The sequence below is a fragment of the Pseudoalteromonas sp. TAP-3C genome (assembly GCF_059888565.1).
The window spans coordinates 1,173,466-1,188,486 of sequence record NZ_CM187618.1; the positions used below are offsets into that span (position 1 = coordinate 1,173,466).

The window sequence follows — 15,021 nt, forward strand, 5'->3', positions numbered from 1 at the left end:
TTGTTAATGTCAGACTTTCTATTACCCGATGAACTCAAAAGCCAAGTTTATCTTGATGCAAATGCGACCACACCTGTATTGCCATGTATTGCAGAGGTGGTTTGTCATGCCATGCAGATTTGTTTTGGTAATCCCTCAAGTCCTCATATAACCGGTATTCAAGCCAAACATTTATTAGAACAAACGCGGCAAAAAGCCCGCAGCGTTATTGGCGCGCAGCAGGGCGATATTTTATTTACATCGGGAGCGACCGAAGGTATACAAACCGCTATTGTATCGACCTTAATTAACGCAAAGCATCATACTAAGTCAAATCCCATTTTATTGTATGGGGCAACTGAGCATAAAGCGGTGCCCAATACGTTAAAACACTGGAATACAGTGCTTGAAATTAACGCTGATATTATTGCTATTCCGGTAAACCATAACGGTATTTTGGATTTAGATTTCATTGCTCAGCATATTGATAATGCTTTGATGATTTGTACCATGGCGGTTAATAACGAAACCGGGGTATATCAAGACTTAAACGCCATAGAAAATGTTATTCGTAGTCGCAATAAAGATGTAACGTGGATGGTTGATTGCGTACAAGCATTGGGTAAACAACAACTTAATCTTAGCAAAACAACCATCGACTATGCGCCATTTTCAGGACATAAGCTGTATGCACCTAAAGGCATAGGCTTATTGTATATTCGCCAAGGCAGTCCATACACTCCCTTTATCGCTGGTGGCGGCCAAGAAAGCGGAATGCGATCGGGCACAGAAAACCTGCCAGGCATTGCCGGACTTAATAAACTATTTAGCTTGCTGCTTGATAAACAAGACGAGACATTTAAATCAATTGAAGTGCTTAATAACTATAGAGATAAACTGCATAGCGCCCTGATTGATACCTTTGGCAGTATTACTTTTAATCATGATTTTACCTGCTCAGTGCCCACCACCTTAAACTTTGCAGTTAATGATTTAACCCTGAGAGATCCCCACGAATTTAGCCTAAATTATCAATTTGTATAGTCAGAAGTGACAACTGGCTATACACATAAATAATGAACTGCCCATCAGGCTCATACCTAGGATCATCAACCACTTCTTTGCCAAGATAAATATAGGACAATACTCGTCGTTTTTTCTCTGTATTCGCTTGTAATGCCGCATCCCCTTGTTGTGCCGACACGGTGTACCCTATGCACCATAAGACAAACAACATTAACGCCGCTATGAGCAATAAATTATCAAACCTTTCTGCGCTTCTTGAATTTGCAAAGGCTAAACTAATGCCAAGTTTTGCATTCTTAGTGTCTCTGAAACTTTCTTCTATTTGCATACGTTGTTTATATAAAGTCACAATCCGTTGAGGCTTATCTGTAAATTGTGTAGGTAAATTAAACACAAGTAGCCAAGGCTCTTTGGCCTTTTGTTGTTGGTATTTAACCGTTGTACATTGAGATTGCCCACCCCGTTTTTTGATTTTTTTACGTCCCTTGTTTTTCCCTCTAAACAAAACACCTTGGCACGCGAAACGAACTGTTTTTCCGTAGTAAATCTGTGTCAGAAGGTGTGGTTTATCTGTTGCTTGCTCAAACCATGATTTACAATTTCGCCATGTCTCAAGGTCGCTAGATAAGGTCACATTGCCTCTGACGCGCCCAAGCCAATACCAGCCTTTATCTTCTATGGCTTTAAACCATGGCGTTCTAAAAATAGCATCAGATAAAATAATAGGCTGACAATCTGCAGGTAAACACTGTGCCAAGCTATCGAGTAAGTGTTGATGAGCCGCTTCGGTATTTAATTCGCTTTCAGGATACACTTTTTCATAGAGCGTTAACGCTCTTCCCCCCATTGGTATGCTTGCCCTGAGCACTTGAAATATTTCGCCGCCATTAATAGGTGACCAGTCAACGATAATAAGTGGGTGTTGTTGCTGGCCTACTAAGCATTCGGTCATATGTTCATAGAAACAAAGACGTTCTTGATGCAGGTTAGCATTACCAATCAAACGGTCTGCGCGTTTAATATCATGTTTTTTATCGGTATTAGAAAATGATTTTAATCCGCGGCCTAGGTAAGTGACAGTAACGCGCTGGTCACGCAAGCCTGAGTTAACAAACGTAAAGACTGTATTTAAACGTGTTTTATGAATTTCAGGGTAGGCAATGGCAATATCTTTGTGTAATATTTCGGTGGCTTTCATGATTATGAGTGAGTTTTTTTATAGTGAAAAAATTTGATCACAAATAATCATGAGAGTCTACCATTAATTTTTATTTTGTGGGGATTCGTCAGGATTTAACCAGTAAAGAGGTTATCGATTTATTTGATGCGGCAGGTATTAGAGTCAGCGGTGGCTCGGCGTGTAGTACGGGCGCCACTCAAAGCTTTGTGCTTGATGCGATGGGGGCTTCTAAGTTTCAAAGTGAAAACGCTATTCGTTTGTCGTTTGGACCTGCTGCCACTGTGGAGCAAATAGAGTACGCGTGTGAGCAAATCCGTGCACTTAAGCCAGTATTACAAGCTAACTGCTTGGTTATTTCTGACAGCAGTTTCCCTGCGCAAGAAGTATGTGCGTTAGGGCTTACTCAATTTAGACACCAAGGTGCCTGCAGTTGGTTGTATGTGAGCGACGATAAACACGCAGTGATTATTGATCCAATTATTGAACTGATCCCCCGGTTTGAAAAAATAGTAAATACACAAAATTTAACGATTATCGCTATTCTCAATACTCATAAGCATCAAGAGCGAAGCTGTGCGCTTGATTTAATGCGCAGTGCGCTTAAACAGCACTTAATTGCTGGAGAAGTTGATCAATTAGGTTGGCCAATTAATAGCGATAAATTGCAATTAACGACCCAAGTATTGGAAAAATTAGCCACCCCAGGGCACAGTCAAGACAGCGTTAGTTATTTATTAAAAGCCAATAATGGTGAAGTACAGTACTGTTTTTGTGGTGACTTAATTTTACCTGCAGGGCTTGGTAATACCGCGCTCGATGGCGCAGATGCCATGCAGATGGCACAGTCTCTGACTTTGTTAGCGGCGCAGCTTAATCCACAAACTGTGGTGTGCTCAGGGCATGACTATCAACAGTGTTTTGCAATGAACTGGGCTGTACAACAGCAACAAACGCCGTTATTACAAGCGCTTATTAAAGGCCAGATCAACAACGCTGAATTTGCCACGCAAAAATATCAGACTGATTTACAACAGCATACGCCAGCGAATAGCCTTTGTGGCTATGTTAATGCAAAACCCACTGTTGAGGCTTTACAACTTAGCTTTAATCAAGCCAAAGACATACTTACACAAGGCAACGCCTATTTAATTGATACCCGAGAATCCTATGAGCATGGCGCTAACAACATAAGTGCGATGTTAAATGTACCCGTGGCGAAAACTTTAAATATTCCTTTAAGTCGAATGGCAAACGCACTCACTCAAGGTCAGTTAAATAAAGACAATCAATATATTTTAGTGTGTCGCAGTGGTAACCGTTCAAAAATTGCCGCCGCAAATTTAACTGAACTTGGTTACAGTCGCGCCTTCAACTTGTCTGGCGGTTTAGCGTTGATGAGTTAATAGTTTATTTAGAGGATAGGCCGACATGTGTCGGTCTTTTTTTTGCTCATTTTAATTAGAAATTAATAAAATCTTCATTAAACAGAGTGGGTGATTAGTTGTTAAATTCAATTTTTAATTTTATGATACCGGTGTCAAAAGCAAAAAATTGCGCTATTATCTGCATCAATGCTTATAAAAATAACCTAAATCAAGCTGTTTAAGATATAATATTGGGCTTTGCTTTTTACAAAATCCGGTTATTTAGCGTCGTAAAAACTTAAATAAAATGCTTAAAATCAATAGATTAATCAATTAGGGGATGTTCACATGGCGAGCCGTTCTGAGTTAGCAAGTTGGCAAGCACTAGAAAATAGTGCACAAAAGATGAAACAAATGCATCTGAAAACTTTATTTGCACAAGACGATTCTCGTTTTTCTCGATTCTCTTCTCACATTCCAGGTATATTGTTTGATTACTCAAAACAACGAGTTGATGAAAAAGTATTCGATCAGTTAATGTCATTAGCGAAAGAATGCGACGTTGAGGCATGGCGTGAAAAAATGTTTGCCGGTGAGAGAATAAACATTACCGAAGACCGTGCAGTGTTACACACGGCGCTTAGAAATCGGGCTCACACCCCACTTGTTGTAGACGGTGAAAATATTACCGAAGCGGTCAATGCTGAACTTGCAAAGATGAAGACCTTTGTTGAAAAAGTGCGTAGCGGTCAGTGGCTAGGTTATACTGGAAAAGCGGTTAAGGATGTAGTGAGTATCGGCGTAGGGGGTTCAAACCTAGGCCCACAAACGGCAACAGAGGCACTTAATGCCTTGGTTGATAATACCTTAAACATTCATTACGTTTCTAATGCCGATGGCGTACAAATAGCGTCGATATTAGATAAAGTTGATCCTGAAACCACACTGTTTGTTATTTCGTCAAAAACGTTTACCACCTCAGAAACTATGACCAACGCCAAAACTGCGGTTGACTGGTTTTTACAAAGCGCCAAAGATAAAAGCGCCATAGCAAAGCATTTTGTAGCCGTAAGCACTAATTTAGAAAAAACCGCTGCATTTGGTATTCGTGACGAAAACGTATTTACCATGTGGGATTGGGTTGGCGGTCGCTTTTCACTGTGGAGCGCCATTGGTTTACCTATTGCCCTTTATGCAGGGTTTGAAGCGTTCGAAGCTATTTTGGAAGGGGCATTTGAAGTTGACGAGCATTTTAAATCGGCGCCGCTTAAGCAAAATATTCCTTTAATTATGGCGCTATTAAGTGTTTGGAATACCAGCTTTTTAGGCTTTAATTCGCAAGCTATTTTACCTTACGACCAAGCGCTGCACATGTTACCTGCATATTTACAGCAAGGTGAAATGGAAAGTAATGGCAAGCATGTCTCTTTTGATGGGCAAACTGTACCTTACACAACGGTGCCTATTATTTGGGGTATGACAGGAATAAATGGCCAGCATGCGTTTTATCAATGCTTGCATCAAGGTAATGTCATTGTTCCTGCTGATTTTATCGGCTCTATTAAGCCACAAGTTAATGTTGATAAGCATCACGATATTTTATTATCGAACTTCTTTGCACAAACCGAAGCATTAATGAACGGGGTGGATGCTAAGCAGATAACCGCTGATTTAACCGCCAAAGGTAAAACGCCTGAGCAAATTGAAATGCTACTTAAGCATAAAATCCATCAAGGAAATCGCCCAACAACGTCTATATTATTAGATACGGTAGATGCTAAAGCGGTGGGTCGTTTAATTGCACTGTATGAACATAAGATTTTTTGCCAAGGTATTATTTTACAGGTATGTTCATTTGATCAGTGGGGTGTTGAGCTTGGGAAAGGTTTAGCATCTAAAATTGAGGCCGAATTAACCGATAACAACGTGGTTAATGAGCACGACAGCTCAACGCACGGTTTAATGACTTACTATAAACAACATCGTACGCAGTAACATATTCACTTATTACACATTAAGTAACCAAATACCTTTGAACGGGTAGCGCTGGAGTCCTAGGGCCTGTATTTTTGTGAGAGGAATTACAGTGTCCCTAGACCCATTTATAATCGCGCAGTTAACAAACAACATAAGTAGGCTTTGTATAAAAGTTTGCATGATCGAAATAATAAACCGCTATAACTGATTACCAATACGGTAGTGCAGGTAGCATAAACGTAGAGAGTAACTATGCTTAATCCTTTTGATATTATAATTTTTGGGGGCGGTGGTGATCTTGCGTTACGCAAATTATTACCTGCAATGTATCGAGCATATCAAGAAGGCAACTTACCGCAAGGCTCACGTATTTTACCTACCGTGCGAGAACAAAGTAAATGCGATGAATACATCGATACCGCACACAAAGCACTACAAGAATTTTTAAGTAAAGGCGAATATAACGCAAAGGATTGGAAATCGTTCTCAAAGTTTTTAGTGCCAGTAGTGAGCAATGTAACCGAAGCAGATGATAACTGGGATGTACTGAAAAAAATTCTAGATGAAGACGACAGCGATAAATCGCGTGTATTTTATTTATCTCTTCCACCCGCTGTGTATGGGGCCTGTTGTGAAATACTTTCGACTAAAAAGCTAATTACGGCTAACTCTCGTGTTGTAGTTGAAAAGCCAATTGGTTATTGCGGCGAGTCAGCTGAAGTGATTAACGCGAAAATTGCTGAATATTTCAATGAAGAGCAAATTTTCCGTATTGATCACTACCTAGGCAAAGAAACTGTTCAAAACTTAATGGCGCTACGGTTTTCAAATTCATTATTTGAAAACATGTGGGATGCTAAATCGATTGATAACATTCAAATTAGTTTGTCAGAAACGGTAGGGCTTGAAAGCCGCGCCGGTTTTTACGATAAAGCAGGTGCTTTACGTGACATGGTACAAAACCATTTATTACAGCTGTTATGTTTAGTTGCCATGGAGTCGCCGCATAAGCTCAATGCTAATAGCATTCGTAATGAAAAGTTAAAGGTGTTGGAGGCATTACGCGCACTTGAAAATGAAGAGGTTGATGACAATTGTGTTCGTGGTCAATATGTCCCAGGCGAGTTAGAGGGTAAAATTGTCCCAGGCTATCTTGAAGAGCTAAATGAAGGGGCAAGTAAAACAGAAACGTTCGTTGCTATTCGTGCCCACATTGATAATTGGCGTTGGGCGGGTGTGCCATTTTATTTACGCACGGGTAAACGTATGGCAAAACGCTGCGCTGAAATTGTAGTGCAGTATAAACAAGTGTCACATAACGTATACGAAGACAGCGTAGGCAATATTGAGCCAAACCGTTTGATCATTCGTTTACAACCACAAGAAAGCATTCAGCTAACCCTGATGTCTAAGCGTTTAGATAATTTAGATATGCAACTTGAGCCTGTGACTATGAACATTGAATTGTCGCAAGCATACAGTAATGGTTTTCATTCAGATGCTTATAAGCGCTTAATGCTCGATGCGGCTGCTAACAATCCATCCCTATTTATTCATCGTGATGAAGTGCGCCAAGCATGGAAATGGATTGACCCTATTATTGAACGCTGGCAAGAAAAAGGTAAACCCGCATTGTATAGAGCCGGTACTTGGGGCCCTGAAGACGCTGATGAATTATTAGCAGAGAGTAATCATGTATGGTTTAACGCTGGCGATAAGGCATAGATAATGGCAACGATAGTAGAAAAATTTTTCGATGATAAAGCCGCGCTAACAGCTGAGCTATCTCAGTCATTAGAGTGTGCGCTACGTGATGGAATTGAAGGTGATGGCCGAGCAGTACTGATGGTTTCAGGTGGTTCATCACCAGAGCCTGCGTACCAGCATTTGTCAACCCTTGATTTAAACTGGGCTAATGTTGATGTTGCTATGGTTGATGAACGCTGGGTTGATGTGAGTCATGAAAAAAGTAATGAGGCGTTTATTCAGCGTACTCTATTACAAAATCATGGTGCAGCGGCTAATTTTATTAGCATGAAAAATACAGCACCGACTGCCGAACAAGGCGTTGATGCTTGTGAAGCGCAGTTTCAAGCATTAAAACGTCCGTTTGATGTAACCATTTTAGGTATGGGCCCTGATGGCCATACAGCGTCGTTATTTCCACGTGCAAATGGGCTAGAAAACGGCTTAAACTCAAATCAACTTGTGTGCGCTATTAATGCGATACAAAGTGACGTTACTGGCAGTATTACCGAGCGTATGAGCTTAACGTTGAGCGCAATTGCACAGTCAAAAGTGGTCAAATTACTTATTAGTGGTGATGAGAAGCTTGCTGTTTATAAGCAGGCAAAAGCAGGGGGCGATGTGAATGAAATGCCACTACGTGCGGTATTAAATCATCCTGATATCAATATTGAAGTCTATTGGGCACCCTAGCTTTTACATAAATAAACTATTCTAAAACCAATTCTCTTAATGGTTTAATTAAAGGTCAGTCGCTTCGCTACTGGCCTTTTTTTAGCTTAAGATTAAATAAGCTAGGCATTTAACCACAGGCAATATTCACACCCTTTACAATTTTGAACAGCATTAGCCAAAAATATTCATGTTACTAGTTTGAACGTAAGTACCAACTGAACCCTGTTTTTTATGAAATAATTAATTATTTTAAAATCAGTTATTTAATAATAAATCAGTTAAATTTCATACAAAAAGCGCGGAAAAATGTAGCAAAAATGTAATTTAGCATGTATGGTTTGTTACTATCATGACAGCGCTGTCATAATGGTGGGGCAAAATGATGAACAAAACCAACAAAATGATTCGAGGGGAATCCTGTGTTAGCTAAAAATTTTAAAAAAAGCTTATTAGCAGTAAATATCGGCTTAGTAATGGGAGCCGGGTTTACTGGTGCTGCATTCGCAGCCGATGAAACTAAAGTTCAAGAAGATGTTGAAGTTATTGAAGTACGTGGTATTCGCGGCTCTTTAGAGGCATCTTTAAACACTAAACGCTTTTCAGATTCTGTGGTAGATGCATTATCGTCTGAAGATGTAGGTAAGTTTCCAGACAGCGATGTAGGCGAGGCATTAGGCCGTATCTCTGGTGTTGCTGTAAATAGAGCATTTGGGCAAGGTCAACAAGTTTCTATCCGTGGTGCATCAGCGCAACTAACACGTACTTTATTGAATGGCCACTCTGTTGCTTCAACAGGTTGGTATGATCAACAAAATATTGATCGTAGCTTTAATTATTCGTTACTGCCGCCTGAAATGGTGGGTAGTATTGAAGTGTATAAATCATCGCAGGCCGATATTGTGGAAGGCGGTATTGGTGGTACTGTTATTGTTAATACGCGTAAACCACTAGAGTTAGATGCAAATACTGTATTTGCAAGTATTAAAGGTGATTACGGCTCAATATCAGAAGAAGTCGATCCAGAAATTTCAGGTTTGTATAGTTGGAAAAATGAGGATGAAACTTTTGGTGCACTTGTTTCGGCGGCATTTTCAGAAACTAACTATCAGCGTAATGGTATTGAGTCGTTAGTTGGTTGGGGTGACATTGTTCCTTCAACATTTCAACAACAACGTGAACGTACTGCGATAAATGCTACGTTCCAGTATAGACCAAGTGATGAGTTAGAGTTTGGCTTGAACGTCATGAGTTTAGATTTATCCGCAGATAATGCAAATACGTCATTATTTGTAATATTCCCAGATGATAAGGACGCTGCGTGTGAGCAAGTAAATGTAGATGGCACATGTACTTTTTATCGGCGTTCAGGTAATGGTGCCAACCCTGGCTGGGCACAAACATGGGCTCGTGCGGGCTCAATGACATCAGAAACCGTTGATTTAGACTTCAAATATGTAGGTGAAAAATTTGAAATTGAAGGTCGAATTGGTAATACGCAATCAGACGGTGGCACAGACTTAACGGCTAATTATGGCTTTTGGTTAGGAACTGCAGCAGATTACGCGGGTACGTATGATGCAACTGGCGATGAAATAAAAATTGATGTGGCTAACAAGTCTTTTACACCCGATGACTTTCAAGGGGAGTTATCTTCTGCTGGTTGGGCACTTAAAAAGCAGCCAAACACAGATGAAGAAACCTATGCCCAGCTTGATTTTACTTTCCCTGTAGATTTCGGTGTTATTACGTCAATTAAAACAGGTCTTCGTTGGGCTGATCATGACGTTAAGCAAGAAACCTACACCGCAAACGTAGTCGATTCGATTTCAGCTTATGATGCGTCACGCTATTATTCAGGTACAGTGACATCAGGTGCGGGTTATGTATTACCCCAGCCAAAGCTTGATCAAATGATTGGTGATGGCTATGCAGCAATTACAAGCTTTGATAATAGCTCAATAGCATACAAATCAGGTTACGGAACTATTCAAGAAGAAAATATTTCTTTATATGCAATGGCTAATTTCTCAGCTGAGGGCATTCGTGGTAACTTCGGTATTCGCTATGTATCAACTGATGCAGAGTCTGATTACTATGCGCTAGATGCAACGGGTAGTTACGGCAATGGTTTGAGCACAGAAAAAGCGGATTATAATGAAGTGCTACCAAGTGTGAATATTGCATTTGATTTAACCGAAGATGTAATTTTACGCTTCTCAGCTGCACAGGTTATTTCGCGTGCTAACTACACGGATATGTTTGCAGCTTCGTCACTCTCAGGTTACGAAGACGGTACAGTAGGAAATGAAGTTATTTCTACAGGTAATATCGGTCTAGAGCCATTTAAAGCAACACAATCAGATTTAGGGGTTGAATATTACTTTGATGGTGATGGCATGGTAAGTGCGACCTACTTTATTAAGAATATTTCATCATTTACAAAAGTTGATCAAATTCTTAATCAAAGTATTGGTATCGTTGACCCTGATTCAGATGTTGATAACTGGACAGTAGCAACCAAAGGCACAGGTTCAGGTGGTGAAATTCAAGGTATAGAGCTGCAAATTCAAGATGGGTTTGATAGTGGCTTTGGTTATCAAGCAAACTATACATGGGTCGACTCAGAAGCACCTGCTGAAAACTTTCCAGATCGTATCGAGTTATTCTCTGATTCATCAGAGCATACCGTAAACGTGGTAGGTTACTATGAAACTGATGACTACAGTGTTCGTTTAGCATATAACTGGCGTTCAGAATATATGGTTCGTGAAGCACCTTACTTCTACGGTAACCGTGAGCACCAAGACTACGGAACACTTGATTTAACTGCAAACTACGCCATAACTGACTACTTAGATTTAACATTTGAAGCTGTTAACATAACCGAAGAAGACAGCATTCAGATAGGTACAGCCACAGGTGATGCAGAAGTTAAGCCGGAGCTTCGTAATGGTTATCCAGCATGGAGTTTTGAAGGTGAAGCACGCTACAGATTAGGTATTGCCTTACGTTTCTAATTTAATTAGATAACGAAATGAAAGCCCGGTTATGACTGGGCTTTTTATTAGCTTTTTTATAAAGTGATTTAATTATGATAAAAAAAATAGCAATTGTTGGCGGGGGCACAGCAGGATGGTTAACCGCTAACCATTTAGGTCATGCTTTATTGGGCACAGGTACTGAAATCACTTTAATAGAATCACCCACTATTGCGAGCATTGGCGTTGGTGAGGGGACAGTTCCTTCAATTCGTAATTCGCTTCAAAAGTTTGGTATTCGGGAAACTGACTTTATCAAAGAGTGTGATGTTACCTTTAAGCAATCTATTAAATTTGTAAATTGGCTCGATAAAAAAAAGCATGGTGAAAACTACTACCATCATTTATTCGATCACCCCCATATATTTGGTGAAGAAATGACCCAGCAATGGCTTGCTGGTGAATTACATAATCGTTATGCCAATGCGGTGTCTAAGCAAGAAATTTGCTGTGAAGAAAAATATGCTCCTAAGTCAATATCTACCCCTGAGTATGTTGGAGTCAATGGCTATGCCTATCATTTTGATGCTAAAAAATTTGCGGCGTTTTTAATGAAACATGCCCAGGCTAATTTTGCAGTTAAACACCTCTATGCTGATATTTCAGACATTATACTTGACGATAATGGTTTTATTAGCCATTTAATAGATAGCGATAATAAACAGCTAGCTTATGATTTTATTGTTGATTGCTCAGGATTTAGCGCCGCTATTTTTGGTAAAAAATTAAATGTTGGATTTATTGATCGTTCTCATGAGTTACTCACAGATACTGCACTTACCTTGCAAGTTCCTACATCATTAGATGATGAAATTCCTCCTTATACTATCGCCACAGCTCACCAAGCTGGATGGATTTGGGATATAGCACTGACAAAGCGTCGAGGTGTTGGGTTTGTTTATTCATCTAAACACATGGATGAAGAGCAAGCGATAAAAAAATTGCATCATTACCTTGGTAATAAATTTACCAATTTACAGCCACGTAAAATTCCTATGAAAGTAGGGCGCAGAGAATCGTTTTGGCAAAAAAATTGTGTTGCTATTGGTTTATCTCAGGGGTTTGTGGAGCCCCTTGAAGCGACGGCTATTTTGCTGACCGATTTTTCAGCAGGTCTATTATCCAAGCGCTTTCCTCGTTATAAGGCTGATATACAGTACATTGCGGCTGATTTTAATAAGCATGTAGCTTATGTGTGGGAAAGTACTTTTGATTTTATTAAAATGCATTATTGCATTTCTGATAGAAACGACTCTTCGTTTTGGCAAGACAATCGTGACGCATCGGGGCTCTCTGATAAACTTAAATGTAACTTAGCGCGTTGGCAAAATTTTGCACCATTGCGGGAAGACTTCAGCAGTAAGTTTGATTTGTTTGATTTAGAAAATTATCTCTACGTGCTTTATGGTATGAATTATTTGCCTCGTAAAAAAGCCGTAACTGAGCAGATGAAAGAGTTGGCTGATAAACAACATGCCCTTAAAAACACTCGGATAAAACAATTATTAGCTGAGCTGCCAAAACATAGAGAGCTCATTAATAAAATACATCAATTTGGCTTGCAAAAAAATTAGGATTTAAATTAAAGTCAAAAAGATATTATTTAATCAATTCTAAAAAATGAGGAAATGGATAAGCGGCTATTTTTTAGATCACCATTATATTGATAGTCATTATCTAGGTTAGCACAATGCAGTAAGTTACTTTTATATAACACGACGCGGTTTTGCTTTGCTTTTATATTGATAACTTGCTCAAATAATGCGGTATTACTGTTTAAATACCCTCGATGTTCTGATTCATTATTCTTGGTTTGCTCTATTATTTCGCTAAAAAGGTGTTGGTTTTGTGCGGTTATTTTAACTAGGTTCTTAGGAATATAGCGATAAATTGACGTTCCGTTAGACTCTTTACCCGATATGTAATGCACTGCTGCAAAGGTGTTATTATCGGTTGAATCTATGTGAGGTATACGTTGTAGTAATTTAAGTTCACTGGCTTTTTGGGTCACTAACGATAGTTTGCAACGATGCAAATAGAGCGTTTTTTGTTCGTGGTTAAAAACCCCTCGTGCTTGTAAAGATATTAAGAGCTGCCTAAAAGTGCGGTAATAAGGTTCAGGCATTACATCTCGCTTACCAGGAAACAAAGTACCATCGCTGCCAACCGGCTCTAAATAAGCAACATGGTTGGCAAAATTGACAACTGGATCAATACTTTTTAAAAAATTGTCGATGATGATCACATCTTCACTCACCGTTTTAAGATGAACGACTTCAACCTTAAAATCAGGGTTTAATTTGTAGTGTTCCATTATCAATTTAACTTACTTCTTTCTAAGATTATTGAATATATTAACAAAAATCCATTATTAAGAAACAAAAAACAAAACCACTGCGGTATATTTTTTATACTATGCATTGTACAAACAAAAACTGTCTCTATTTGTTAATTAATAACGAACAAACTGACACAAAATTTTCACTTCCTTTTTGCCGTCAAAACCTTTAGCCTTAGGACACTAACAGTAAAAAATCAAATTTATAAAATAACGGAGCAGTAACATGGCGGAGCAACAAGTACAGCCTTTACACAACGAAAAACATGCCAACACTAAAATTAAAAATGGCATCAATATCGAATTTATGAAAACGCAACACTTAGTACCAGTGGTAGCCCATGAGTTTGCGCGTATCGCTAATGAATTTCCAATGTCTTTTGTTAAAAATAACGAAACAGGTACTTTTCAAGCGGTTGCTATGTTTGGCCTAGAGCCAGGTGAAAACTTATTTGTTGATGGCGACAAATGGACAGCTGCTTTTGCACCTATGGCAACAACACGTTACCCATTAGGGTTAGTAAAGCACCCTGAGCAAGACCAATTTGGTATTGTAATTGACGAAGCAAGTCAACTAGTGGGTGAAGAAGACGGTAATGCATTATTTGAAAACGGTGAAGAAACTGATTACCTTAAGCGTCGTAAAGAAGCATTAGTATCGTTTATTGAGTTTTCACAAGTCACTGATGCGTTTACTAAATTTCTTGCTGACAAAGAGCTATTAGTAGCACAAACACTCACAGTAGATATTAAAGGCGAGAAAAAAGACATCAACGGTATTTACCTTATTGATGAGAAAAAACTAAATGAGCTAAGCGATGCAGATTTTCTAGAGCTTCGTAAACGCGGTTATTTAGCACCTATTTATTCTTTTTTAACGTCTACTCATCAAGTAGCCCGTTTAGCGCGTTTAAAAGCGCAACAAGCGTAATTTTTAAACAGCATTTGAAAAGCGCCTCAGGGCGCTTTTTTTATACCATTAAACTTGCCCGTTTAGTGATGGAAAAATCAGTGCATGTGATGTTAAGTGGTCAAGGTGCTGAAGAGTTTGCTAAAGAGCAAGGCGTGAGCTTAGTCGAAAATAATATATTTGATACAAAGCACCGCTATGAGGCGTTACTAAAAGCCAAAAAGAAACTAGAGGCGAGCAGAAATACCAGTAAAGATTATCAAGCGGCGCACAAGGCGTTACCGGTTAATTATAAAGTGGGGACTGTGGGCGCGGTGGCACTGGATAAACAAGGTAATTTAGCGGCGGGCACGTCAACGGGCGGAATGACCGCAAAACGTTTTGGCCGTATTGGTGATGCGCCGGTTATCGGCGCGGGTACCTTTGCAGAAAACGCCTCGTGTGCGGTATCGGCAACCGGCCATGGCGAATATTTTATTCGTTATACTGTGGCAAGTGATATTTGCGCACGGGTAAAATATCAGGGTAAAACCATAGCCCAAGCAGGCGATGAAGTAATAAATAAGGTGCTTAAACCGATTGGTGGCACAGGCGGTGTTATTATTGTTGATACAAAAGGCAATATTAGCCTACCGTTTAACACTACAGGCATGTACCGCGCGAGTAAATCGAATACGCAAGCGACTTACGTGGGTATTTTTAGCGACGAATAAGCGCATTAATGAGTGGCTGAAGGGTTATATAACAATCCCCTGATTGTTATATTCTTTACAAGATTAACCCCAGCC

Annotated in this window: 8 protein-coding genes and 3 pseudogenes; 9 read left to right on the plus strand and 2 right to left on the minus strand. The window is 39.5% G+C overall.

The annotated features are described in order from the left end of the window. Positions 1–6: 6 nt before the first annotated feature. Positions 7–987: pseudogene (locus AC6H44_RS05605) on the plus strand (cysteine desulfurase family protein); the annotation flags it as partial. 10 nt (positions 988–997) lie between these two features. Here the strand turns inward: AC6H44_RS05605 and AC6H44_RS05610 are convergent. After that, positions 998–2,203: an IS4 family transposase gene (locus AC6H44_RS05610; RefSeq protein WP_500735106.1), complete on the minus strand. Its 1,206-nt coding sequence runs from the start codon at positions 2,201–2,203 to the stop codon at positions 998–1,000. A 56-nt stretch (positions 2,204–2,259) separates the two neighbouring features. On the opposite strand from AC6H44_RS05610, the pseudogene AC6H44_RS05615 reads away from it, so the two are divergent. From AC6H44_RS05615 to AC6H44_RS05640, 6 genes and pseudogenes are all read left to right on the plus strand, one after another. Beyond that, positions 2,260–3,588: pseudogene (locus AC6H44_RS05615) on the plus strand (rhodanese-like domain-containing protein); the annotation flags it as partial. A 309-nt stretch (positions 3,589–3,897) separates the two neighbouring features. Next, a complete protein-coding gene (gene pgi / locus AC6H44_RS05620; protein ID WP_500737920.1) occupies positions 3,898–5,544 on the plus strand; it encodes a glucose-6-phosphate isomerase in 1,647 nt (548 codons plus the stop codon). 234 nt (positions 5,545–5,778) lie between these two features. Beyond that, positions 5,779–7,251: a glucose-6-phosphate dehydrogenase gene (gene zwf, locus AC6H44_RS05625; RefSeq protein WP_500737921.1), complete on the plus strand. Its 1,473-nt coding sequence runs from the start codon at positions 5,779–5,781 to the stop codon at positions 7,249–7,251. 3 nt (positions 7,252–7,254) lie between these two features. Further along, positions 7,255–7,965: a 6-phosphogluconolactonase gene (pgl, locus tag AC6H44_RS05630; protein WP_500737922.1), complete on the plus strand. Its 711-nt coding sequence runs from the start codon at positions 7,255–7,257 to the stop codon at positions 7,963–7,965. Between the two features lie 401 nt (positions 7,966–8,366). Further along, positions 8,367–10,964: a TonB-dependent receptor gene (locus AC6H44_RS05635; protein ID WP_500737923.1), complete on the plus strand. Its 2,598-nt coding sequence runs from the start codon at positions 8,367–8,369 to the stop codon at positions 10,962–10,964. Positions 10,965–11,038: 74 nt separating this feature from the next. Further along, positions 11,039–12,559: a tryptophan halogenase family protein gene (locus AC6H44_RS05640; protein WP_500737924.1), complete on the plus strand. Its 1,521-nt coding sequence runs from the start codon at positions 11,039–11,041 to the stop codon at positions 12,557–12,559. A gap of 29 nt (positions 12,560–12,588) precedes the next feature. Here the strand turns inward: AC6H44_RS05640 and AC6H44_RS05645 are convergent, their stop codons facing one another. Then, the gene (locus AC6H44_RS05645; RefSeq protein WP_500737925.1) at positions 12,589–13,299 is read right to left on the minus strand and encodes a DUF6445 family protein; all 711 of its coding nucleotides are present in this window, start codon (positions 13,297–13,299) and stop codon (positions 12,589–12,591) included. Between the two features lie 250 nt (positions 13,300–13,549). Between AC6H44_RS05645 and AC6H44_RS05650 the strand changes: the two genes are divergently transcribed. Together AC6H44_RS05650 and AC6H44_RS05655 are read left to right on the plus strand one after the other, a co-directional pair. Beyond that, positions 13,550–14,254, plus strand: coding sequence for a SapC family protein (locus AC6H44_RS05650; protein ID WP_500737926.1), 705 nt, complete (start codon positions 13,550–13,552; stop codon positions 14,252–14,254). 47 nt (positions 14,255–14,301) lie between these two features. Then, positions 14,302–14,946: pseudogene (locus AC6H44_RS05655) on the plus strand (isoaspartyl peptidase/L-asparaginase family protein); the annotation flags it as partial. Positions 14,947–15,021 lie beyond the last annotated feature (75 nt).

What these genes read in the sequence shown, in the direction of transcription:
- AC6H44_RS05645 (WP_500737925.1), bottom strand. Translation starts at nt 13,299, where the DNA reads ATGGAACACTACAAATTAAACCCTGATTTTAAGGTTGAAGTCGTTCAT.
- zwf (WP_500737921.1), top strand. Translation starts at nt 5,779, where the DNA reads ATGCTTAATCCTTTTGATATTATAATTTTTGGGGGCGGTGGTGATCTT.
- AC6H44_RS05610 (WP_500735106.1), bottom strand. Translation starts at nt 2,203, where the DNA reads ATGAAAGCCACCGAAATATTACACAAAGATATTGCCATTGCCTACCCT.
- pgi (WP_500737920.1), top strand. Translation starts at nt 3,898, where the DNA reads ATGGCGAGCCGTTCTGAGTTAGCAAGTTGGCAAGCACTAGAAAATAGT.
- AC6H44_RS05650 (WP_500737926.1), top strand. Translation starts at nt 13,550, where the DNA reads ATGGCGGAGCAACAAGTACAGCCTTTACACAACGAAAAACATGCCAAC.
- pgl (WP_500737922.1), top strand. Translation starts at nt 7,255, where the DNA reads ATGGCAACGATAGTAGAAAAATTTTTCGATGATAAAGCCGCGCTAACA.
- AC6H44_RS05640 (WP_500737924.1), top strand. Translation starts at nt 11,039, where the DNA reads ATGATAAAAAAAATAGCAATTGTTGGCGGGGGCACAGCAGGATGGTTA.